Raw genomic sequence first — 24,097 nt, forward strand, 5'->3', positions numbered from 1 at the left:
ATACATTGACGGCTTCTATAATCCTGTGCGCAGACATTCTGCACTCGGGTATAAATCACCGATCCAGTTCGAGATGATAAACCGCAAATTAGTGACAGAACCTCTCCACTAAATAAGGGCAAGTCCAAAGCGCTTGTCGCCGCATAGTTCTGAAAGCTGGTGGATGCGCCGGGCCATATTGGAATAACGATCGTCAAAAAGCTGGGCTCCTTTGTGCTCGAATAGTGAGGCGATCAGCTCCTTCGAATGTGAGCGCAAGTGGGCGGCTTCACTCGCCCATACCGCAATGCACTCAATTGTTAGGTCGATAGCTCGGTCAAACTCGAACTCAGTTGCCTCGCAAATGGCGAACAGGAACTGCAACCTTTTGCCGTAGGGGCACGCGTTTCGCACACCTGCCACGAACTGAAGACGAGCTCCGAATGGAAGGCGCTTGTCCTCATCGATCATCCTGATCGCCTCGTCTATCGAAGCGGCCGATGTCGGATCGCAGCGCTGGACAAGCGTTGCGATGGTTTCGTCGACCTGTTCTTTGGTCGGTCGCGCCGGCGTATGAGCGAGGGATTGGCTTGAAGAGCAATTGCGGTCGTTGAATTCGTCCTGCTTCTGCTTAGCAAATGCCCTCGCTTGTTCGATCGCGGTCTTTTCCTCTTCGGTAAGCGTCCCTGGATAGCTATCTCCAGCCTTTAGGAGACTTTCCCATAGCGTCGGCCAAGCGCCGTCCATATGCTCGGCGAGCAGTTTCCCAAGGATCACATTCATGATGGCCTTACGGTCGGCAGGGTCGCAAACGCTTAAAAGGTCGGAGATGCCTTCACCGACCTGCCAATCCCACCAGCCGTGGTCCTTGCACAATGTGAGGAGCAGCGCGGCTCGCACTGGCGAGAGCTTCCCCTTTTTCGCTAAGTAGCAAACCAGCTGGGGTAAGCCATAGGAAAGCTCAACCACATCCTGGTCCTTCCATCGCACGAGTTTTGCGATGGCTGCAAAGCCAATTGAGTTCGCCGCCGAACGCCCGAACAATGTCCAGCCAAACTTCCTGGGTTCGTAGTGAGCGATTGCTTGGCAAAGGTTCATGAGGCGCTGCGCGGCCACGGGAGAGAGTTCGCCGCCGGGCTGAACGACGCCATAGTGTAGCAGAGAGTAAATTTGCTGGAAGTCCTCGCCGCCCATCTGGTCGAGCTGTGAGAGACCCTGGCGGTAGTACTCGCGTGCCTCGTCGACGCTCATAGCGACCAGAGTTGCGGCGAGATCGGCGTATCCTTCGCCGCGAGAGCCAATGTTCTCATCTTTTCGGATTTGTTCCGAGACGTGGCGCGCAAACTCTCCAGCAAGGCTGTGCAAAGGTGGCCTGCGAGCTAGATGGGCCAAGACCCTGAGCTTCTGATAGGGCGCGAACCGCCCCGTAGAAACAAGATCGACCACGGCGCGAGCCTGTTCCGACGTAACATCAGCTGCGTAGGAGAAAAGCAATTCCACGCACGCGAGGCCCAGTGTTCGCGATTGCAAATCTACTGCGGTCTCGGATCGCCAATGCACGCTGCTGCGGGTCGTCGATTGCCAGATGGAAATGAACGCATCTATGGTGGCGACACTGACCGGCTGCTTTGAAAGGATCGCCTCTTGAATGGGCTGCATCAACGTCAACGCGAGTTCGATGGCATCAACGATCTCGTTGCGCTCAACAGAGTTGTATCGAGCCTTTTCCTTGGGGGACTTTCGCTTCTTGACGCCTCGCACCGGTGCGGTGCTGACGGTCTGCTCCGCGATGAACTTGGCCAGCTCTTTCTTATCGCTGATGGTCTTGGCGCGCTTCGTAATCTTCAGTTCTCTGGGAAGGAGATCGTGATAAGCGAGCGGCTTTCCGGCAGACCAGGCGCGCACGCAAGCACAAATGAGAGGCTGCCAGACCTTCGGATGCCCATAGCGCTCGCTGTAGTCATAGCCTGAGGGCCGCATCTCTGGGACATTGCGCATCAGCGAGGCCGCTACCGACCGTGAGCCCATTAGCAGCACGGTGAGCGCAGCTTGGATGATGTCTCCGGCGATGCTTCTATCCTCTCGGAACGAATAGTCCTCACGATCTTCCTGATCATCTGGCGCCGAGAAGGCCTTGAGTGACGCCGAGAGTGACTTGGCTTGCGCCCGAGTGATGTATTGGGGCCGAGTCAGCAAGCAGATCTTCAGCGCGGCGGACTTGCACTGATCGCCTGCGGCGAACTCTACGAACTCGGCAAGCGCGTCATCGCCGGTCGTCAACTTCAGCTGATCGAGCAGCGTGATAAGAGCATCGCTCGCGGCAAGTGAGAAACGAGCAGTCCAGCGGGTGAGATTGTGGTCGACGTTCTCAAGGTCGCCATGCAAGACGCTGGCGAACAACACTGCTGCAAAGTCGGCTGTCTCAGGCCCGGCACGGTCATGAGGCGGGTCTTCCCCGGGAAGCTGCGAATGCCAGTTGATCCACCGGATCGTACTTTCGCGCTGAATCATTGCTTCTTCAGCATCGCCCGCAAAGCTGTACGATATGGTGAGGCGCGCACTTCGCGCTCCCCGCCACCCCGACCTATCTGCGAATAGTCGGCGCTGCGCATCGGGGTCACCCAGTGTCGCGGCTAGAGCAGGCGAGCGGCGAATGTACTCATCGCCCCGCATGTTGGCGGTCGCCACTTGCGCAAGGCGCATCGTGAGGTTGAGGACGCGGTCGAAGTCGCCTGCCGCCACGGCAAGGCGGAAGGCTGCTCGCAGGCGCGCGAGCGATAAACGTCGCCGGCCGAACTCCGACTGCACAACAGAGGGAAAGCTGGAGGAGTCCGCCAGAGCGAAGGCGCGATCACTGTCATTGATAACGACGAGGAAGTGGGGTAGCGCCTCGGCGGCATAGGACGATGATGCCTGGCTCGCCAACAGTCTGTCGGCGATCACTCTTTGTGCGTCTACTTCGCTTGAGTAGGTCTCGCGGACATATGTCTCAGTAGGCTCGTCGCGGAATATGGCTCCATGAGGTGTGAGTTCTAGCATGGGGGCCAAGTCCGATGCGGCGGTATTCACCTGAGATGCCGGCCAGCCCAAAGCACCCGCCAGATCGTCAAGGGGAATGGGCGGCGGCAGAAGCGAGAGCGCCACAAAGAACTCGCGAACTTCGTTCTCGGGCCAACCCGCGATGTGAAGGTCGTTGACGATCTTCGCGCACCGCTGGGCGATAATCTCCTTGACCGTGATCGGAGTGGACGGCGCCGTGCCGGCGACGTTTATGTCCCAGGTGGTCAGCAAGTAGTCGAGCACGCGGGCGTTTCGGCCCGACCGGGAGAGTGCAGTTGCAAACTCTACCTCGGAGATCGTTGGCCTTCTCGCCTCCAGAAACTGACGCGCTTCGGGCTCGGTGAACGGCCCCAGTTCGAAGGGCTCGACCCTCGCGCGGGCGATGACGGTGTCTTTGCGGTGCGTGCGGGCCGTGAGCATCAACTTCACTCCATCAATCGGCTCGTGATCGAGCATCGACAAGAGCAGTTTGGGAAACGCGTCCTCACGGCGATAGTCGGCCTCTAGCTGGGCATTGTCGGCAGCATCAATGATGATAAGTAGTCCGCGCTTCTTCGACTGGGTGACGATGGCAGTGGCGGCTTGGCTAAACCTCTTTCGAGCAGCTTTCAGAATCCGGCGGTTGTCATTCTCCGACGGAAGAAGGAGATCGCAGAGCCCTCTAGATGCGAGCTCGTTGACGATCTGGACGATGCCGATGCTCGGCAGATGGCGAGAGTGCTCTTCAGACCGGTAGGCGCCTCCGCCAAAGCAATCAAAGACGACGACCTCGAACTCGTTGCTCAGGCGCGCGGCGAGGCTCTGCACAAAGACGGTCTTCCCCACCCCTCCTTCGGCATGCACGAAGATTGGCATGGATAGCTGCGCGACCCTTGCGCCGACGATGTCGAGCTCTGTCCGTTCGACTACCGCCCCAACATCAATGAATCGCGTGTCTGCGGGGAACAAATCTTCTGGCTCGCAATCAAGCGCGTCGAGAACATCCTCACGCCTGATCAGGTTCTTTCCTTGACCACTGGGACCTGCCTTCTTCAGGACGAGATCCTGCAAGTCGTGCAGGCGCAGTTTGGCCTGAGAGTCCGCACCCGCCGACCAATCCGTGAGCGTTCGGCGGAGCGCGTTGCTTTGCCCCTGGAGGTTCTTCTCGGCGGCACGAAACTCTATGCGGGAGAATAGGCGCTTCGGATCGGGAACACCGCTCTTCGCACAGATTGCAGTCAGGTAGCTTACCTGCCGACCGGCGCCGCGGCTTGTCGCAGGAACGCCGCTCTGAAGAGCGGCAAGTGCCTCCCATAGATCGGGGCCAAACGAGGCGTTTGTCACGAAGATAAAGGCAGTTTTGGCATCGACGTCTGCGGCCGTGAAATCCTTCTCATAGCCGACGATTGTCGCGCAGAATTTCTCAATTGTTTTTCGGAGAAAGGAGGCGGTCACCTCATCGGGACGCAGTTTGTATTTGAACTGCACCGTTTCAAGCCGATCGCTCGCGGCGAAGTTGTCGCCATTGCCGTAATACAGCACGAGGTCCGCGACCTCCTCGGCCTTGTCGCCGGGCTTCGCGGTCTCGGTCGAGGAAAGACCCTCGACGGCTATCGCGAAGAGGTTGTCCTTGGGGAATACGAGCTGAAGGGCCCTTCGTGCGGCCCAACGCTCGTGAAAAGTGTGGCCCGCCCGCGACGCTCGAACGGTATCTATTTCGTCGCTGTGATCAACTGTCGGCATGAACCACTACTGCTTGAACCAAAATACCTTAGACACATTATAAATCATGAATGATAAGCCTGCCGGGGGTGACTGCAACAGCATAGAGAAAACAGCACACATTTATCGGTCTTCGTCATCAACCCGTGACGTATTCTTGTGGAAATCACTCGACCGAAAGCGATTCGAACTTTTCTGCCGCCGAACGCCGCCGTTTCTACGCTATTCTGCGCACGCCTCAGCCTCTGCCGGATGCAAGGGCGTATGATCGGTGGCCATAGCGTCTTGTGGGCGGTATTCGGCGGAATTTGGCGCACCGTAGAGGATTCGAACTTTCTCCTGACGATATGGCTGGCTGAATGAAATTCGTCTGCTTTTGGAAACTCCGAGGTCGCATTCGAATGACCGAAATGAGGGCGCAAAGCCGACATTCCGCAATCGGAGTGACATATGGCAAAACCCCACTTTTGCCATATGTGGCCGAAAACTTTCAGGTGACAATGCAGCTTATCCCACCTTGCGCGAACGATTTCGCCAATTCAAATACCCCATGATCATGCTAATCGCCACGAAGCCCCGCCCAACCTTACGGTTGAACAAAAAGGACGTTGTAATTGCCTCGAATTAGTTACCCGCATTAAGTTCATAATACGTGATTACGTGTGTTGACAGAGGAACTGAATTTAGTGATTTTCACTTTGATTTATTGGGGATAGTTTGCGCGGGGCAAGTATATGAAAATCTTAGACGAATCCAACCTTTCTCTCATTTACAATGAAGATTACCAAAAATATCTGAATCTAGATTGGGCGAAAGAGTGGCGCCGAAATTACTCAAGACAGATTCAGCGCGTCGAAGAAGCGGGTTGGGAAGAATGGAAAACCAGAGAATTCCAGGAATCTCTTTGGGACAGCAATGCGCTTGCACGCATCGGACCAGGCAGTTCAGTAACTGTTCATGGGGCTTATGAAGATCAAGAACTCGCGAAGTTCCTATATGAAGCTCGGGGTTCACTTGCTGGAATTCCAATTGAAGAACGAGGCAATCACCTACAGAGAATATACAACTATGTTCTCGATAAAGTTTATCCGAGGTTTACAAAGCGTCGGCCTAAGGCCCGGCTTACTAGGCTATTAGCGACAATCTTTCCAGACGATATGACAAGTATCGCAGATGCCAGCCGTATCTGGGGTGTACAACGACTTGTTTCAGCGTCACGAGTGAGAGGGGATTTCATCTCTCAGCACCCAACTGTTCGAGCGAAAATCCAGTCGTCTGTCGGCAACGCTAACACAATTGATGACAAGGTCGACCAAGCGATTTTTGCTTGGTATTTATGGCAGACCTATGTCGGCAAGCCTGACGAGGGAGCTATCATTAATGAATCTGAACAACGGGAAGCAAGCGCTCTTCCCCCATTTTCACTTTTACCGGCTAATGCGCAACGACGCAGCTTAACATGTGTAAAAGGAAATATCGACCTGCTGCTAGCAATGGTTCGAGAGGCCGAACAGGGCATCACTCGTGAAGAGCTTGTGGGAATAATTCTTGAAGAAGCCACGCAACTTAATACAAGTTCTGCTGGAAACATCATTTCCCAAGCTATGGGCGGCCTTGGGCTGCTTCGCATGGACGGCCTAGTGTATCGTCCAACTGATCGCGGGCAGGATTTACTAAATGTAGATAATCCAGCGACTGTATTACGGGGTCCGCTTATCGGCCGTGTTTTTGGCATGGGACACCTTCTCCTGATGGTTCGTCGTGAACCTGGGACCTTGAAGCCGACGGATGCGGCAAAGCGACTTCGAGAGTTAGTGCCCACATGGACGTCAACCCAACCAGGATCGTATATTTGCACTTGGGCACGATTAGTCGGGCTTATTGACGTGCAGAATACAGGCCAATTAATCTTGACAGACGACGGTGAAGATTATGCGGCCGCACTCCCAAGTGACTTTGAAGAAGAGTGGAGAATAGATAGATCAATTATACAGATCTTAGAGGCTGCATACGAGGAGCCTACTAAAAATTACCCCTCGAATAAACCCGATGTGCGAACATACAACGTTGAAAGTATTATTGATGAAGGTTGTTTCTTAGCTAAAAATGAAGTTTCTCAGTACGTCGATTTGCTACGACGTAAAAAGAATATTATCCTACAAGGCCCACCTGGAACTGGTAAAACTTGGCTAGCTAAACGCCTGGGCTATGCATTAATCGGAGAAGTCTCGCCTGATCGCCTTACCTCATTACAATTTCAACCAACGTTATCGTATGAAGATTTTGTGAGAGGATGGAGACCAGATGGAACAAAGGGGCTACAACTCGTTGACGGTGCATTCTTGGACGCAGTCAACGCGGCCAAAGAAAATAGCGATCTCCCATATGTGCTAGTAATAGAAGAAATTAATCGCGGAAACCCCGCGCAAATACTCGGTGAAATGCTCACCCTAATTGAAGATAGCAAGCGCAATGAAGGCGAGGCGCTGAGGCCTGCATATCCACGTACGATTGATGAACGGATTTATGTTCCAGATAATCTGTACATCATTGGAACGATGAATCTGGCGGACAGATCGTTGGCTCTCGTCGACTTGGCTTTGAGGCGTCGCTTCTCCTTCATTTCACTTTCGCCGCAGTTCAGCTCACCTTGGAAGAGCTGGATGCTGGATATTGGCGCTCCAGTGTCACTTGTCGATACCATCGCTCGCAAGATGACAACGCTTAATTCAGCGATAGAAAATGATCGTAATTTGGGACCTCAGTTTCAAGTCGGTCATAGCTTTATGACCCCATTTGGTAAGCCGGGAACCTCCGATGCAGAATGGGCGTCATGGTATCTAGAAACTGTTAAGTCCGAGATCGCCCCCCTCCTCCAAGAATACTGGTTTGATAACATCACGGAAGCAGAAGCACGAATAAGTGATCTGGAAAAGGTATGATAGGAGACCCGAATCTTACTTCAGGTCGTTTAGGCAGAAAGACCGCCTGGTCTAGTCACAAGAGTATCCCGATCAGGAATCTTTGGGTTCTGCTGGCTTATGCTTCTGGACTAGCACGATTTCTAGATCCTTTCTCGACAGAAATTGAAGATGATACCGAATTACCTGAAGTTCTCGCACGCCTGTTGGTTCATGTCGTTGAACGGAAGTTGCGAAGGAGCTTATCGCGCGGATATCAGCCGAATGCCGCTACGTTAAGCCGTGTTCGTGGGCGGATAAACTGGTTCGAAACTGAAACGAGGTTGCTTTTAAGTCGTGGGCAGATCTCTTGCCGTTACGAAGAGCTAACTCACGATATCCCTCGCAATCGGTTGGCACTCGCGGCTCTTACAAGCCTGACTGGAAAGCTCGAAAACGTTGATCTTATTCGTCAGTGCAATTGTCTCGCTAGGCACTTCCGTGATGCTGGAGTAATAAACAAACGACCTTCTTGTGCCGAATTGTCCGGTGATAAGGGCTCTCGAAGCGACTCTGACGACAATCTAATGTTGCGGGTAGCTACAATTGCGTTGGATCTTGTACTTCCTTCTGAAACTGCAGGAACTGAAAAGCATCATGGCTTGGATCATAACGAGATGCTCCTGAGGCGTATCTTCGAGCAAGCCATAGCAGGCTTCTATCGTCATGAGTTACACGGAAAATTCGGATGGTCAGTCAAAGGCCAGACACACTTAAACTGGGCTATTTCAGAACAAAGTGAAGGATTGAAGTCGATATTACCATCTATGCGTGCTGACATGATGTTCGAACAGGCAGGTATTAGGCGAATTATACTGGATACAAAGTTCACAAATATAATGAGCCCAAGGTCTTATGGCTCAGAGGGCATTAAAAGTGCACACCTCTATCAAATATATTCTTATCTTCGCTCTCAAGTTAGTCGCGGTGATGATTTAGCCGATACTGCCGAAGGCATTCTACTACACCCTGCAGTTAATCGTCATCTCGATGAAAACGTGACTATCCAAGGACATCGCCTGCGATTTGTGACCGTTGATCTTGCGGCTAAACCGATAGACCTCCGCAATCAGCTTTTGGATATTATATGCCAGCAATCATGATTGGACGGATCAACGCAAACATATTTGCCCTCCTCACTCACTCGGCTCAGTTTGATGTTTCAGGGCTCAATCGCGTTGAGTACTTGATTTCAACACATATGGCAAAATTACGTTTTTGCCATATGTTACAAATCGCGCCCGCTTTTGAAGCGTGCCGGACATTTAGAATGGGCATTGTGAATGCCCACCCGGCTCCACTTTTCATCAAATAAAAGCATCAGCTGAACGGCTTGCGATATCGAAAACGCAAAGGTGAACCTCGTGTACATTGACATGCTGCCAAAAATTACTGAGCAGAACGAGCAGCCAATGATTTACTCCTCAAACAATAACGCAGCGTAATCCATAGCCCCATGCAGTATGCGAACAATCGATACACGATCATTATCTACTCGATAGAAAATCAGATAATTACCGTGCACCCGACGACGATAGCCATGGCGTTCATAACGAGGCACTAATGGAAAGCTGCCAGCTAGCTCAGCTAAGGCTGCGCACTTGTTACGCAATTCGAGAATGAAGGAATAAGCGCGTCGAGGATTATCTTGCGCTATGAAGTCACCGATTTGCTCTAGGTCATTTTCTGCCGCATGAGAGAACTCGACCCTCATGCTAATTTTTCAGCCTTATCAGCCATTGCCAGATATTTTGCTTCCAACCGGTCAAATACTTCACTTGCAGGCTTTGTACGCCCAGCTTCGATATCAGCCATTCCATGGGTAAGCGCAGCATCAAGGGCGGCGAGTTTCGCTTCGCGGTCCTGAACCAAGCGCACGCCTTCGCGCAAAACTTCACTTTTTGAGCCATAGCGGCCGTTATCAACGAGCTGCTGAATGTAGCTTTCGAGTTGTTTACCCAGTTCAGCACTAATCATATTGTGACTCCTTTACTCGAACGTCTTTTCAAGTTAATCGATTTATCAACTATTATCAAGAATTGCTCGCACCACCGCTAATCATACAGCTTCGCTCGTCACCTGAGATGTATGACCTGAGCGCTTCTCTGACTAAATGTACATCTTTAGAAAAAGTCGCTTAAACTGCACCTTCCAAAACGCAAATAACAATTGGCATTTTGACCTTACAGTTTAAGCGACCCTTGGTCGGCATGGTCAAAGGCTAAGCATGCTGCCTGCCCTTCTTCCGCCGATAGTTATTGTTGAGCCGTTCTTGCTCTCGCTGCTCCACCATAGCAACAGTAGCTGACTTAGTGCCTTCGGCAATTTCGTCACCACTGAAATTGCTCACGCACAAATCAGATATTGTCATATGGGACATTATATTATGAAGAAGAACAGCTTGCCCTGGGCGTAAAAGCCGGTTCTTCGTTTTATAGCTACCAGTATCTTTTGCCTTGAACACATGCATGTCTTTCATTGGCGCTTTGCTCATATACCAAATGCGGTTGAGCGCGTTTTGACGGCTCACCGATCTAAAGTGACCCGCAGCTTTGCCAGGTATCAACGCTTCATGGGTACGGTTGAATACATCGATAATTTCCGCAACCTCATCTAACGTATTTGCATCGTCTTCCCACACCAGCATGTGCACGTGCCACGCAATCGTCTTTTTGTTATTTGGTGCTATCGAGAAATTAGCGAACAAGCTGGGTTCTATAAATCCATAAAAGCTAATCCGCCGAACAGCTCATACAATAGGATCTGAAGATCATCGATTGCTCAATTGTGATCTCCATCTATGGGCACACAGCACACCCTTGGTGTAAGCGTTACAAACGACAATCTTGTTCGCGGATGCTTCCTTAATTTTTCCTGCAATAATTCATGGGAATTTTCTGCAAAATGTATACGTACAACTGTATTAGTCGCTTTAAGCGACTTTGCGCCTTCATGCATTAGATCATCGATACCTGTTTCACAGAGCTTATATCGCCCTGATGGTGTCAATGTCAGCTTACGAATTTTAGCTTCAACGGCTGTATGAAGCTTAATATAGACGTCGCGTGACAGCAGGGGTGGTGACATCGTCATAGCTAACCTCGTACACCTAAGTAAGGTCAGTACAACTGACCTCACTATTATCAGGTGTGTTTGATATAATTGGGTAATTTGGGTGTCAAAAGTGTATTACAAGGGCATGACCGAAGTCTGAGTTTTGTCATCCATATACGGTGGGTGAATGACAAGTTTCAGAGATTTACCACTTTCCATTATGCGAATGGGGCAATCAATAATTCCTTGTGAAATACATTGACGCATAATAGCCTCGGTGAATTCCGGGGAAACCGTTAACTTAACTGTCGTAGCTGCCTCTTTTTTTGGTTTTGCAGGCTCATGGCTTTTTCTTAATGCCTCAAGAGATCCAGCTTCTTCTATTTTTTGCTTCACAGTTGCTGATTTTTTGCCTCTTAAGAAAAGCGGGTTGAGCGTAAGGAAATATTTGCTCACCTTCTTATTCTCAGCTTGTCCAAATCCGATAGCTAGGCGCAGGGCAAACTTCAACGCATCGCGTTCTCCGTCCAATTTAGGCTTGGGCCTTTGCCCTACCCATAATGGATCTCTACAAAACCTATACCAAGTATCTTTATCTGCTTTGAGTTCGCGCGCAGCCAGGCAGGAATTCTTTGACGGCTTTATACAAATCGAAGCGTCGTTTGATTGCGTAGACCGCAAATCCGCCAACCATCGCGCAAATGAAGAGCTGCACGCGCCAATCCAGACCGCCGAGGAAAGTGCCGATAGCTGTAACGGCCATTCCGATGCCGGTGAGAAAGTTTGTGATGACCGCCTTGGACTTCGCAGGATTTTCACCCAGCTCGCCGGGATCTGCAACGACAGGCACTTTTTCAACGACCATGACTTGATCAGCCGATGGCGGTGCAGATCCCGCAGCTTTCAATTTATCAAGAATAGCTTCCTTCCGTTCCGGCGTTACCAAAGCCTTATTGAGCTTGTCGCCGGCATAAAAGGTTTCGCCGCGCTGCAGTGCGCGACTGCCACCCTTCGTCGGAGCAAGCACCGGGAAAGAGGCCCATTCCTGCGCCAGTCGTCGTCCGAACTCGGTCCGGCTGATTTTGCCCGCAATGAAATCATTATAACCGCGACGGATCGCTAGGTGATACGCTGTCGGATCAAAGATGCCGTCGCCATCCTTCTCTCCTGTTTTCGGAGTTTTCATCCGCAAAGCCTTGTTGGCTTGAACGGCAGAATTTGCGCACGGTGTAGTCACAAGGCCGGACCAGCCAGCCTTATGAGCAATCGTGATTTGCGGGAGTGGCTTCCAGTCGAAGTTTTCGGAGAAGCGGACTTGGGGCATATTTCCCTCCTTCACTCGACAGCAAAGAACGAGTCTGATCATATAGCGGCAAAGACTGGAGAAGCGCGGTTAGAGCAAAATTCAAACGTCCATCAGCCGCGCACATGTATCTATGATTGCAGAACAAAACGAAATTTTTGATGAGTTTCAGATTTCCCTGCTTGTCAGAAAGCATGGATGGTCAAATCTTGTTCTCAGCTTGCCGAACAGCACACATACTTCAGTTGTAACCGACGTATTTTCCGACATCGTCAACAATATTCTTACGTGCTGCGAAGCAGTCATCGACAATCATCAACATACTCAGCCGTTTTATGATGAGCCGGGTGGATCAGTCTGGAGATTGAATCCAGATCCAATCATGAGGCATCTTGTACGGGTCAGGATTTTTGATCTGCCGAACAAAGCCGGCGAATTCTCTGAGTCCGATCTAAATGAGCCGGTGGTTGATTTGCTCACAAAAAGGAAGCACTTGCTTCTCAACTTTATGATGGAGCTATTGAGGACCAAGCTGTTGTTTGCGGATGCGTCATTTTACAAAGACCGGCAGGCCTTTCCGCATGATCGTTTTGAGACTGTTTGGAACAAATGGGCAAAAGCCAACATCGGCTGCCCATTCTCTCTGCCGCGCTGACTATTTATCCCCGCCAAACCCGGTATGCCGAGAGCAGCGCTCGAACATGTCTCGGCAAAACTGCGTCTCCGCTAGATGCCGTGTCAGGCTCACAATTTTCGTAAAGGTCTGCACCGACAAGCAGAATGGCCGCCGAAATAGCGGCATTAATTACGGATGCCGTCAGTAAGTGATGGCGTTTGACCCGCCGCTACGACCTCGCATTCATCTGTCATCGGCTCAACAATACGGCGCGCAAACGTTTGGGGTACAAAGCGCCAGCAGAAGTCTTTCGGCAAAAATTAATCGCGAACAGACATCGTTATGCGTAACCACTAACGGCAAAAGTCGCGCTTCAGCATGACCTCACAATACTAACTGCCGAACAAGAATTTACAGTCGTGATAATTGAATAGTTATTATTATAAGCATGATGCGCTTCGGTCGAATTGCTCTAAAGCTAAAACGCGCATCCGCTTAACGGCGAGCATGATCGCGGATTACTCGTAACGATGGCCGTTACCCCGATACGCTGCGCGCGATTTGGCGCCTTAGATCAGATGGACTGACGCCGTAATAATTGCGAAACGCCCTGCTGAAATAAGCTGGATCATCAAATCCGACACCATAAGCAATTTTTGCGATGGCGGATGTATCATTGTGCAATATTGCAGACTTCGCCGTATCAAGCCTGCGCTCAAGCAGATAACGAGAGAATGTGGTATTCTCTCGTTTAAACAGCTTCTGGATAGCACGGGCAGTTATCCCCTCAGACTGTGCAAGCTCCATTATCGAGAAGCCCGCATCCATGATCCGGGCATCAATCCTGGCTTTTATAGCCCCCATGCGCCCTGTCAAAACCCGTTGTTTACTTCCTGCCTTCAAGTTTGCTGCCAGTATGGGTAGTAACTCGTAAAAGTGATTGACCATGATCTCGGCATCACTTTCCGTCTGATATTCCTGCTGTAAGAGATAACCCGCATAGGTCACCAGCAGTTGAAAAGGCAGATAGGTGATAGGGAGCGGTTGCCAAAACAAACTGGAAACTTCTGCCTTGATTTGAGTGATAGCCGCCGATGGCAGATAAGCGCAATCCAGACGCCCTCCCTCCGGAAGGCTTAACGAAAGCGGCACATCCGATGGCATAAAAATGGCATCGCCTTTTGCTAGATCAAGCCGGATTTGTCCCTGCTCCACTTGAACCGGACCACTCATTGCACGCAGAATTATGACGCCTGAATCCCGAGAGCCCGGCGCCGAAAGACGTGTGTGGATCAGCGGAAAATAGATCGTGGTAAGCGCCAGCGATCCATGGTTCCAAAATAGTCCGCGCACCTTTGACAGATCACCCTGAACCGGTGAGACCGAAGGCATACCAATCATATCTCGCAGGATCTTAAGGCAGGGCTTCAACCCATCTGTCGCCCTTGAGGCTGCGCTGCCGAATTTTTGTGGTTTAACAGTTCCCATCATATCCAGTGCAAAAACTCTTCAAGGTTCGCTTTAATCCATTCCCGGTTCGCTCGTCTCCAAGCTATCCGTCTTTTAATGAATTAAACATGATGAGAATAGTCCTCTTTAGAAAATACTGGATGTAGGGCACATACAGCGTTGCTCATGTCCTTGGAGAAATTCATGCACAACAAATATCTCGGGATTTCGGTTGCCGCCTTGGTGGTGGCCAGCAGCGTCGCTGCACAAGCATTGGCGCAAACAGCGACCGAAACGGAGACTGAGACCGGCAAAGGGACGGTTCTGAACGCCATCACGATTACCGGGAGCCGCGGTGGACAACAGATTTCAGAGACGGCCCGCACCGTCTATGTCGTTGACGCGCAGCAGATCCAGATGCGCGCGCGTTCAGGAGAAACCATCCAGCAGATTTTGGCTCAGGAAATACCAAGCTTTGATCCGGTCAGCCAAGGGTCACGCACCTCATATGGGCAAAACCTGCGCGGACGCACTGCCCTAGTGCTCATCGACGGGATATCGATGAATTCTGCCCGCGGACTGAGCCGTCAGTTTGATTCTATCGATCCATTCAACATTGAACGGATCGAAGTTCTTTCGGGTGCGACGTCGCTCTATGGCGGCAATGCCACCGGCGGCATCATCAATATCATCACCAAAAAAGGCAAGGACGCGCCCGACGGTTTGCATGGCGAGGTCACGGCAGGCATAGAAAGCGGATTTCGCGCTGGCAATGACCTGGATCGCAACGGCGCATCAGCTGTCACTTATAACAGCGAAACATGGGACGCCCGATTATCGCTGGCAGGTAATCGCAGTGGTGGGTTTTACGACGCCGGTGGTACAATGGTTGTGCCTGACATCACCCAAACTTCGACGGCTTTCAACCGACGCATCGATCTTATGGGCAGCGCAGGTTTCCAGTTTGACCCAGATAGACGGCTGGAGGTCAGCGGACAATACTTTAACTCCGAGCAGAAATCCGATTATAGCGTTTACTTCGGACAATTTCTCGCTGGGCTGCGCAATCCAAGCCTCATCGAAACACGAGATGGCTATAATTCGGATTTCAACCCGCGCACACGTCGGTCTATGTTAAATGCGACCTATACGGATAATGACTTCTTCGGCCAGCAGTTGCTCTTGCAAGGCTTCTATCGCAGCGAGAAGATCAATTTCCATCCGTTCCCAAGCTCGACCTACTTCTACGGCAGCGCTCAGGATACAGATTATTATGGCATGAAGGCCGCACTCATCTCCGAGCCGCTTGACGGGTTGCGTGTTACCTACGGTGTTGATGCTGATAGAGATTCACTTTCTTCAAACCAACATATCTTCAATATGAGCAAGGCACTGCAAAGCGGCGCGATGGACTTTCAGACAGCAGGCATCACCGGCCTTTATCCCAAAATTGACGTTACCACCTTCGCTGGCTTCGTAGAGGCCTCCTATGAAGCAACAGACCGCCTTACCTTCAATGGCGGCGTGCGCTATCAGTACACTAAAACGGAAGTTGGCGACTTTGTTGGCGCGGCGCAACAGATCGCTATTCTCAACGGGACAGCGACCTCTGCCGATTCAATTCCCGGCGGCTCGGTCGATTACGACGCCTTCTTGTTCAACGCCGGCGCAACCTATAGCCTGACAAACACACAGCAGGTCTATGCAAATTTCAGCCAGGGCTTTGAGCTACCCGATCCGGCAAAGTACTATGGTTATGGTGCCTACTCGTTGTCGGGTGGCCATTACACCTTGCTAAGTGGCGTGAATGTCGCAAACTCTGCTCTTGAAGCGATCAAAACCAATTCCTTCGAAATCGGCTACCGTCTTGATGATGGCACCTATAATCTGGAGGCAGCAGGTTTCTACTCCACCTCCGATCGCTCCATTGTACTCAATCGTACTACACTGGCAGTCGAGCTTGAGGATAATGAGCGTCGGGTCTATGGCATCGAAGGCAAAGCGGGCATGAAACTTAATCATGGCTTCGATGTAGGCATTCTGGGCCAATGGGTACGTACCGAAGTTGATCAGGATGGTGACTGGGTCAAGGATACGATCGGCTCCGCCAGCGTTTCCAAACTTGGTGGCCATATAGGCTGGGGCAATGAAACACTTAATCTGCGCTTGCAAGGTCAGCACGTCTTCGATCTGGAAGACAACTCCGATTACAAGATCGAAGGTTATACGCTGTTTGATCTCATCGGCTCTTATCACGTTGAGAAGGCCGACATGACAGTGAATTTCGGTGTGCACAACCTGTTCAACAAGGAATATAACACTGTCTGGGGGTCGCGGGCCAAAGCACTTTATGGGGCACTCGCACCTGAAGAAATCTTCGACTACAAGGGCCGCGGCAGGACTTTCGCCCTCGCTTTGAGCAAAAACTTCTGATGATCGCACAACAAGACATGCTACCGACAAAGACTAAAGGCGCCAACGCGCGCCTTTATACCGTTCTCGGAGGGCTTTATCTCGCGCAGGGCATCCCGACCTATCTTCTATTGGTCGCATTGCCCCCACTGATGCGCGAAAGCGGTGCCTCGCGCACGGCTATCGGGCTTTTCTACCTCCTGATGATCCCTCTGATTGCGAAATTCGCGATCGCACCGCTGGTGGATCGCTATCCGCTGATCGCAAGTTGGGGACACCGGCGAAGCTGGGTCGTTGTTACTCAGCTTCTTGTCTCTTTCGGCATTGCTTGTATGGCTTTCGTAGAACCCCAACAGGCGGGTGCGCTATTTGCGATCTGTCTTTGCATAACGATTCTGTCTTCTTTGCAGGATATTGCTACCGATGGCTATGCTGTGCGTCATCTTAACGACAAAACACGCGCCACCGGCAATGCAATTCAGGCCGGCGCAGTAGCGCTTGGTGTCATCGTGGGTGGCACGCTGGCACTGGTTCTCTTTCACAAGATCGGCTGGCGTCCAACGATTTTCATCGTTTCCGCTCTTTCACTGCTGCCACTTCTGGCAGGGTTCTGGATGCAAGAAACAAGTCATCAGAAGCAGTCTCGGGAAAAGCCGCGCGCAAGCCTGAAACGTTTCTTCCAGCAGCCGAATGCGTGGCTCATCCTTTGCTTTGCCCTGACCTATCGGGCGAGCGAAGGCATGGTAAGGGGGATGGAAGGCAGCTATCTCGTGGATATCGGGCTGCCGCTATCGTGGATTGGCTATCTTTCTGGAGCTGCCGCTGCGACTGCTGGTCTGATTGGAGCTGTTTTGGCCGCGCTGCTGATCCGCTGGACAGGGCTTTTCTCAGCGCTCATTCTGCTGGGATTATTGCGCAGCCTCTGCTTCCTTGCTTTCAGCTTCAATGCTGCGGAAATCTGGCCGGGTGTGACGATTGCTATGACTGTGTCAGCAGTCCAAACCTTTCTGCGCTATATGGAACTGGTCGCGATCTACTCACTGTTCATGAAAGCATCTTCCTCCGACCAGCCAGGCACGGACTTCACAATCCTCGCTTGTGCCGAACTGCTGATTTATCTCGTTGGTTCCTCGGTGGCTGGTTATCTTGCAGATAAATTTGGATATGCCGATCTGTTCACACTGGCAACAGTACTCTCTGCACTCGGGATCGCTTTGACATTCTATATTTTACGGAGATTACGGGGCAATGGACTTGCCCTGTAATTGCTTTTTGCATGATAACCAGCGATTACTTTTATCGTCTCCCGCACAGCCATCAAAACCACCATTCATTTCCAATCGCCCTGCGAATTTGGACAGAACCTATCCGCGTGACATATCCAATGGTGGCGAGACATCCGAACCAAGCGGGGAAATGTAGGGTGTTCTGGACGTATGTTCTGCCAACGCTGCTTTCGCATTTTTCAACAAAAGCGGGTCGGTTATTACATTCAGTCCAGTAGCAGCCATCGCTTTTGCTGCATGCACCATCGCCTTATGGGCTGCCGGTGATTTACCTTGTGCAACAATCTGCCACGTATGAAAGGGCGTACCGATGGCGACTGTCGGGGCATGTACCTGAACCGTTGGGACAACCCAGCTCACATCACCTATATCAGTCGACCCGATGAATGGCTTACGATTGGTATTCTCGGGGGTTAAGAAGTTTGCGAGCGGCTCATCGGTTATTGGCAAACCTATCGCTTTATAGACCGAGGCTATGTCCTTTTCAGAGAAAGTCTTCCGAATTTCACGGGCAAAGGCACGATCTTGACTGTCAAAATCGGGTACGCCCAATTCATCCATAGCGGTGTGGAGCGCGTGTTCCAGCGGCTTATTATCCAACGTATTGGATACCGCGCTTACTATTTTCATCTCGACGGTTGTCTCAGTCATCATGGCTGCACCCTGCGCAATCTTATGCACACGATGAACAAGATCATGCATGTCCTGCAATTCCATTGCGCGGATTGAATATCGAACACGCGCATTTGCTTGGACAACATTCGGCGCAATACCACCTGTATCAAGAATTGCAGAGTGGACTCGCGCGTCAGATGGCATATGCTCGCGCATATAATTGACGCCGACGCTCATCAGCTCAAGCGCGTCAAGCGCACTGCGCCCTAAATGGGGTGCAGCTGCGGCATGGGCTGCACGCCCTTTGAACGTGAAATCTGCACGCGTGTTCGCAAGAGAAAGTGCTGGCGCAACTTCCCAGAAACTGTAAGGGTGCCATGAGATCGCAACATCCACATCGTCGAACACACCTGAACGAACCATAAAGGTTTTCGCCGCGCCACCCTCTTCTGCAGGGCAACCATAATAGCGTACGCGCCCAGCAATGCCTTTCTCGGCAAGGTAATTCTTGAGCGCAATTGCGGCTAGCATAGCGCCAGAACCAAGAAGATTATGCCCACAGCCATGACCGTGTCCACCAACTTCCAATGGCCTGTGCTCGGCCACGCCTGCCTCTTGGCTGAGACCGGGAAGCGCATCAAATTCGCCTAGAAATGCGATAACTGGTCCGCCCTGCCCCGCCTCACCGATAACAGAGGTTGGAATGTCTGCCACCCCTTCCGTGACGCGAAAACCATGATGCAGAAGCTCCGCTTTATGTTCGGCCATGGAACGAAATTCTGTATAGCACACCTCCGGCATGTCCCAAACGCGATCACTCAGCTCGATTAGTCGTTCTTTTTCATCATCGACTTTTTGCCAGAGGTCTATTCGATTATTTGCATTCATCACACATTCCAACTTCTGCTTCTAGAGCTGCGCTGCGTCATCAAAAACAAGTTCACTTGCAGGCGGAATTCTGTCTTCAAACCAAAAGGCTGCAGCAGCCCGAGACATTGCAGCGCCGTCATGACCGACACCTTGAATGTCGATTAGTTTCCAATTGAAAGGCAGATCACGCTTTTTGGCCTGCGCCATCGCAAAAGCATATACAAAATGCGCACGCTTAAAACGTGAAGGCCCTTGCGCTAATGCTTCGGGCTGACACGGAAGGTTCGGATCGTCTTCAACGATATCCTGATCGCCAGCAAATATGTGCATTGGATAGGCAAACCAGCGCGCGAGTTGTTCATCGGACAAACCAACTCCCCCCATCCCTTCAGGAAAGGATCGCTCCATATCTGGCAATGTATACCAACCCGGGTTTGCAGCGATGACCGCACAAAAAGGGTAAGTCAGCTGCGTTGCAAGCAGGCGATGTGCAAATTGTCCACCTGCGGAATGGCCATAAAGGTAGGCGCTGTCCTGGTCGGTTGCTCCAGATGCTTTCAATGCAGCAAACACCCGAGCAGGAACCCCATACAACCATTCCTGCTGGTCACGAACCCGTCCAACCGAATCTAAAACAAGCCCATTATTATAGCTTTCAGCCATCGGGAACGCTGCATCCGAGAAGGTTGGCGCAGCAATCAATAGCCCGTGTTTTTCAGCAGCAGCTATCCAGAAATCCCGGTACTCATCACCGTTGCGTAGCATTCCATGCTGCACAATAACCACAGGATTGCCCGGCTTATAGTGTGCTGGTCGGTAGAAGTTTACCTCCAATGGGCGATCAGGGTGAAACCTGTCGAGAAAAGGCAAAACGCTTCTCCCGACTTCTGGATTAAGCGAAGAGGTAATCATTGAAACTCCAGATTATGCAAATGGCACGCCACACTTTGACGAGAGGTGACTTCTTTAAGCTCGGGACGATGGTCACGGCACACGGACATGGCCTGTGCGCAGCGCGGGTGGAAAGGACAGCCGCTGGGTGGTGCAAGTGGAGAAGGTAAATCACCCTTCAGCGGCTCAAAATTGCGCTTACGCCGTTTGACAGACGGGCTAGCATTCAACAACGCGGCGCTATAGGGATGTGCTGGATTGGCAAAAATGTCAGCGGCTGAGCCGATCTCAACAATTCGGCCAAGATACATGATCGCAATACGGTCGCTTATGTGACGAACCACACCCAGATCATGACTGACAAAAAGATATGTCAGGCCGTATCGGTCACGTAAATCCATAAATAGGTTGATGACCTGCGCCTGGATAGAGACGTCGAGCGCAGAAACAGGCTCATCGCAAACAAGAAAATCCGGTTTGACAGCGAGCGCACGCGCAATGCCGATACGCTGTCGCTGACCACCGGAAAATTGATGCGGATAGCGTTCGCGATAAGCGATATCAAGACCGACCTCTTCCAGTGCGCGGTCTACCATTCCAGATATCTGGTTTTTTGGCGCTAGTTTGTGAACCTTCAGCGCTTCTGCAACAATCTCATGAACCTTCATTCTTGGATCAAGCGATGCGAATGGGTCCTGAAAAATCATCTGCACTTTAAGCAGGAAGTCGAGCTTTTCCCGGTTCCGTAAGTCGGCGACGTTTTTGTCCCTGTAAATGACGTTGCCAGCAGTCGACTTATGGATGCCGGTCGCCATGCGCGCCAACGTAGACTTACCGCAACCAGATTCTCCTACCAGCCCAAGAACCTCACCTTGCCGGACACTGAGATCAACACCATCAACAGCACGCAAAAGCCGATTTGGCTGCTTTTTACCGGCAAGACTGAGTAGTTTTTCCGCAGTCGTTGTTCTGGATTCAAAATATTTACGCACACCCTTCATCTCGAACAGAATGTCGCTCACGAGATTACCTCCAGGGTCGCAACCGGGTTGTGGCAACGGAAGCTATGATCACTTAGATGCTGCTTTTCCGGATAAATCGTTGTGCAAACGTCGATAACGCGATCACAACGCGTTCTAAACGGACATCCCGATGGTCGTGCATCAATCCGGGGTGCATTTCCATTGATTTGGTGAAGACGCTCGCCCGGCTGAACCATGCCGGTTGAAGAACTCAACAGGCCAAGTGTGTAGGGATGCATGGGATTATCGAGCACATCATCCACCGAACCGCTCTCGACAATCTGCCCCGCATACATGACCGCAACACGATCAGCCAACTCGGCGACGACAGCCAGATCGTGCGTAATCCACAAGACTGCTGTTCCTGTTTGGCGCGCAAGCTTCTGAACCTCATAAAGGATCTGACTTTGTATGGTGACATCCAATGCGGTAGTTGGCTCATCGGCAATAATAAGGTCAGGGCTATTAAGCAAGGCTATGGCAATCGCCACGCGCTGACGCATCCCGCCTGAAAACTCATGCGGATATTGTTTGAGCCGCGCTTCGGGAGAAGAAATACCAACTCTTGTCAGAGCATCCATCGCTTCTATGCGCGCTTTTTCACGACTACAATTGCGATGCTCGAAAATTGCCTCAAACATCTGTTCTCCGACAGTAAGAACAGGGTTGAGCGTGGAAAGCGGATCTTGAAAGATCATGGCAATGCGGTCGCCACGCAGCGAACGCAATTCTTCGTCCGAAACCATACGAAGATCGGATCCATTGAAGAGTATCTTACCTTCGACAATCTCGCCGGGCGCATCGATCAGCTGAACGATGGAAAAGCCTGTAACGGACTTTCCGGAACCTGACTCACCCACCAGGCAGAGAATCTCGCCACGCTCCACCTTGAGATCAATTCCATCGACTGCAGACCAGGCACCGCCGAGCAAATGAAAGACAGTCCGCAACCCCTGAATATCAAGAAGCGCTGTCATGCGTTGGCCCTCACGTTGAAGCTGCGGCGAACACGATCGCCCACGAAGTTCAGCGAAATAATCAGAAGGACCAGGGCGATACCGGGAAACACTGCAATCCAGTATTCACCGGACAGCAGATACTCGAAGCCATTGGCAATCAAAAGTCCAAGTGAAGGTTGAGTTACAGGGACACCAACACCTAAAAATGACAGGGTGGCCTCTAATGTTATGGCACCTGCAATACTGATTGTGGACATGACAAGGACAGACCCGACCGAGTTCGGCAGGAGGTGCGCCAACATGATATGGCGTGTAGGCAACCCGAAATTGACAGCAGCCTCAATATATTCCTTGCGCCGTTCGACCATGGCGGAGGCGCGCATTAAGCGCGCATATTGCGCCCATTGAACCACGATAATGGCGAAAATCACCTTATCTATTCCGCGCCCCACCGAAGCCAGAAGTACAAGCGCGACAAGGATCGAGGGAAAGCCAAGCATGAAATCGACAAAGCGCATGATGATCGTGTCGACGAAGCCACCAATCTGGGCTGCAAACAATCCAGCAGTCACACCAATAATCATCGCCCCCAGAGTGGACAATAACCCGACCAGCAAACTTGTGCGTAGACCATAGAGAATTGCACTGACCATATCGCGCCCTTGCGCATCCGTACCAAGCCAGTAGGTCATACCGGTCATGCTGGATGAACCAGGTGGGAGGCGATTATCCATCACACTCAAGGAAGAAAGATCATAGGGGTTCTGTAAGGTGATGAACGGCGCCAAAATCGCAAGGATAACGAGACATGAAAGCAGAAGAGCCGCCCCACGCATAGTTGGCTTATTGCGGATGCGCTTGAGCACCTGCTTACGCAAAGGTGTATTGGCAAAATGGGGAACGGTGGGTTTCGTCATACCAATTCTCCCGAAAGCTTCACCCTCGGATCAAGTGCCGCATATAGAACGTCCACGAGGAAGTTGACGCCGACAAAGAGCAACGTTGCGAGCATGACGTAAGCTACGACAACGGGACGATCGAGTTGGTAGATACTATCGATTAGGAGTTTGCCCATCCCCGGCCACGAGAATACGGTTTCAGTTATGGTGGAGAAAGCCACCAGACTACCAAACTCAATACCTGCGACGGTCACGACGGGAATGAGAATATTGCGCATGATATGTCGGAAGACGATGCGCTTACGGCGCACTCCCTTGGCACGAGCGAATTTGACATAGTCCTGGCTTGTCGCTTCTGCAGTTCCAGCTGCAACAAGGCGCACCAGCAGGGCTGATGTTGGAATAGCGAGGTTAAGCGTTGGCAAAATGAGATGGCGCAGGCCATCAAGGGTAAACAGGCTGGTATGGCACCCCAGAATATCAACAGTCTCGCCTCGTCCAGCAGTCGGAAGCCAGCCAAGAACCACGCTGAACAACAGGATGAGCATCATTCCCTTCCAGAAACTGGGAAGAGAAAAACCGATGACCGTTCCAGCCATAACAATGCGCGAGAAACGACTTTCTGTATTGAGACCCGCATATAGACCAAGAGGGACGCTGACGATTGTCGCACAGGTCATAGACAGGAGCACCAGCTCCAAGGTAGCAGGAAGCCGACCCAGGATTAGCGATACAACCGGCACACCATGCACAAAGGATGTACCCAGATCACCCCTCAGGGCATTGCCCAGGAAAGTGAAATATTGCTGCCAGACGGGCAAATCGAGCCCCAGTCTTTTGACCAGCGCCAGCCTTTCGGCGGCGCTGACCTGCGGTGGAACAAGCAGCTCAATCGGATCCCCAATGCCATAGATGGCAAAGAAAACGGCAACCGAAACGGCGAGCAGCACCAGAGCGCTTTGGATCAAGCGCTGCAAAGCATATGCAGTCATCACATTTTACCCGAATGATGCTTAACGAA

General features: G+C 51.5%; 18 protein-coding genes and 1 pseudogene. 6 read left to right on the forward strand and 13 right to left on the reverse strand.

Annotation, left to right across the window (positions count from 1 at the left end; all coding sequences use genetic code 11):
• Positions 1-108 precede the first annotated feature (108 nt).
• Positions 109-4,761 (reverse strand): NACHT domain-containing protein, encoded by a 4,653-nt coding sequence (locus ABWV94_RS22980; protein WP_353415501.1) that lies wholly within the window; start codon positions 4,759-4,761, stop codon positions 109-111.
• A gap of 713 nt (positions 4,762-5,474) precedes the next feature.
• Here ABWV94_RS22980 and ABWV94_RS22985 point away from each other — a divergent pair.
• Both ABWV94_RS22985 and mcrC read left to right on the forward strand, forming a co-directional pair.
• Complete coding sequence (locus ABWV94_RS22985) at positions 5,475-7,682, forward strand: AAA family ATPase (protein ID WP_353415502.1); 2,208 nt, start codon at positions 5,475-5,477, stop codon at positions 7,680-7,682.
• On the forward strand, positions 7,679-8,803 hold the full coding sequence (gene mcrC / locus ABWV94_RS22990; RefSeq protein WP_353415503.1) for a 5-methylcytosine-specific restriction endonuclease system specificity protein McrC: 1,125 nt from the start codon (positions 7,679-7,681) through the stop codon (positions 8,801-8,803). Before ABWV94_RS22985 ends, mcrC begins: the two co-directional genes overlap by 4 nt.
• A gap of 314 nt (positions 8,804-9,117) precedes the next feature.
• On the opposite strand, the gene ABWV94_RS22995 is transcribed toward mcrC, so the two are convergent.
• From ABWV94_RS22995 to ABWV94_RS23015, 5 genes are all read right to left on the reverse strand, one after another.
• The gene (locus ABWV94_RS22995; protein WP_113496758.1) at positions 9,118-9,414 is read right to left on the reverse strand and encodes a type II toxin-antitoxin system RelE/ParE family toxin; all 297 of its coding nucleotides are present in this window, start codon (positions 9,412-9,414) and stop codon (positions 9,118-9,120) included.
• Complete coding sequence (locus tag ABWV94_RS23000) at positions 9,411-9,677, reverse strand: type II toxin-antitoxin system ParD family antitoxin (protein WP_113496759.1); 267 nt, start codon at positions 9,675-9,677, stop codon at positions 9,411-9,413. Before ABWV94_RS23000 ends, ABWV94_RS22995 begins: the two co-directional genes overlap by 4 nt.
• Positions 9,678-9,921: 244 nt before the next feature.
• Complete coding sequence (locus ABWV94_RS23005) at positions 9,922-10,407, reverse strand: hypothetical protein (RefSeq protein ID WP_353415504.1); 486 nt, start codon at positions 10,405-10,407, stop codon at positions 9,922-9,924.
• Between the two features lie 482 nt (positions 10,408-10,889).
• Positions 10,890-11,264, reverse strand: coding sequence for a hypothetical protein (locus tag ABWV94_RS23010; protein WP_353415505.1), 375 nt, complete (start codon positions 11,262-11,264; stop codon positions 10,890-10,892).
• A gap of 82 nt (positions 11,265-11,346) precedes the next feature.
• Positions 11,347-12,078 carry a hypothetical protein gene (locus tag ABWV94_RS23015; RefSeq protein WP_353415506.1) on the reverse strand — a complete coding sequence of 244 codons (732 nt, stop codon included), beginning with the start codon at positions 12,076-12,078 and terminating at the stop codon, positions 11,347-11,349.
• A 112-nt stretch (positions 12,079-12,190) separates the two neighbouring features.
• Here ABWV94_RS23015 and ABWV94_RS23020 point away from each other — a divergent pair, with 112 nt between their 5' ends.
• Both ABWV94_RS23020 and ABWV94_RS23025 read left to right on the forward strand, forming a co-directional pair.
• Positions 12,191-12,712, forward strand: a complete 522-nt coding sequence (locus tag ABWV94_RS23020) for a hypothetical protein (RefSeq protein ID WP_113496762.1) — start codon at positions 12,191-12,193, stop codon at positions 12,710-12,712.
• A 194-nt stretch (positions 12,713-12,906) separates the two neighbouring features.
• Positions 12,907-13,023, forward strand: a pseudogene (locus tag ABWV94_RS23025) (IS30 family transposase); the annotation flags it as partial.
• Positions 13,024-13,210: 187 nt separating this feature from the next.
• Here the strand turns inward: ABWV94_RS23025 and ABWV94_RS23030 are convergent.
• Positions 13,211-14,164, reverse strand: coding sequence for a helix-turn-helix transcriptional regulator (locus ABWV94_RS23030; protein ID WP_113496763.1), 954 nt, complete (start codon positions 14,162-14,164; stop codon positions 13,211-13,213).
• Between the two features lie 162 nt (positions 14,165-14,326).
• Here ABWV94_RS23030 and rhtA point away from each other — a divergent pair, with 162 nt between their 5' ends.
• Together rhtA and ABWV94_RS23040 are read left to right on the forward strand one after the other, a co-directional pair.
• Complete coding sequence (gene rhtA / locus ABWV94_RS23035) at positions 14,327-16,555, forward strand: TonB-dependent siderophore receptor RhtA (protein ID WP_353415507.1); 2,229 nt, start codon at positions 14,327-14,329, stop codon at positions 16,553-16,555.
• Positions 16,555-17,799 (forward strand): RhtX/FptX family siderophore transporter, encoded by a 1,245-nt coding sequence (locus tag ABWV94_RS23040; protein WP_113496765.1) that lies wholly within the window; start codon positions 16,555-16,557, stop codon positions 17,797-17,799. The genes rhtA and ABWV94_RS23040 overlap by 1 nt, the downstream gene beginning before the upstream one ends.
• Before the next feature lie 99 nt (positions 17,800-17,898).
• Here ABWV94_RS23040 and ABWV94_RS23045 read toward each other — a convergent pair whose 3' ends face one another.
• From ABWV94_RS23045 to ABWV94_RS23070, 6 genes are read right to left on the reverse strand one after another with little or no spacing between them, the layout of a single operon-like run.
• Positions 17,899-19,323, reverse strand: coding sequence for a M20 family metallopeptidase (locus tag ABWV94_RS23045; RefSeq protein ID WP_353415508.1), 1,425 nt, complete (start codon positions 19,321-19,323; stop codon positions 17,899-17,901).
• 21 nt (positions 19,324-19,344) lie between these two features.
• On the reverse strand, positions 19,345-20,217 hold the full coding sequence (locus ABWV94_RS23050; protein WP_353415509.1) for an alpha/beta hydrolase family protein: 873 nt from the start codon (positions 20,215-20,217) through the stop codon (positions 19,345-19,347).
• Complete coding sequence (locus tag ABWV94_RS23055) at positions 20,214-21,218, reverse strand: ABC transporter ATP-binding protein (protein ID WP_353415510.1); 1,005 nt, start codon at positions 21,216-21,218, stop codon at positions 20,214-20,216. Before ABWV94_RS23055 ends, ABWV94_RS23050 begins: the two co-directional genes overlap by 4 nt.
• Complete coding sequence (locus tag ABWV94_RS23060; RefSeq protein ID WP_113496768.1) at positions 21,215-22,195, reverse strand: ABC transporter ATP-binding protein; 981 nt, start codon at positions 22,193-22,195, stop codon at positions 21,215-21,217. Before ABWV94_RS23060 ends, ABWV94_RS23055 begins: the two co-directional genes overlap by 4 nt.
• On the reverse strand, positions 22,192-23,094 hold the full coding sequence (locus ABWV94_RS23065; protein ID WP_113496769.1) for an ABC transporter permease: 903 nt from the start codon (positions 23,092-23,094) through the stop codon (positions 22,192-22,194). Before ABWV94_RS23065 ends, ABWV94_RS23060 begins: the two co-directional genes overlap by 4 nt.
• Positions 23,091-24,068, reverse strand: a complete 978-nt coding sequence (locus ABWV94_RS23070; protein ID WP_353415511.1) for an ABC transporter permease — start codon at positions 24,066-24,068, stop codon at positions 23,091-23,093. Before ABWV94_RS23070 ends, ABWV94_RS23065 begins: the two co-directional genes overlap by 4 nt.
• Between the last annotated feature and the right edge of the window lie 29 nt (positions 24,069-24,097).

It is taken from the genome of Brucella sp. NBRC 12953, from assembly GCF_040369775.1.
Classification (GTDB): Bacteria; Pseudomonadota; Alphaproteobacteria; order Rhizobiales; family Rhizobiaceae; genus Brucella; species Brucella pseudogrignonensis.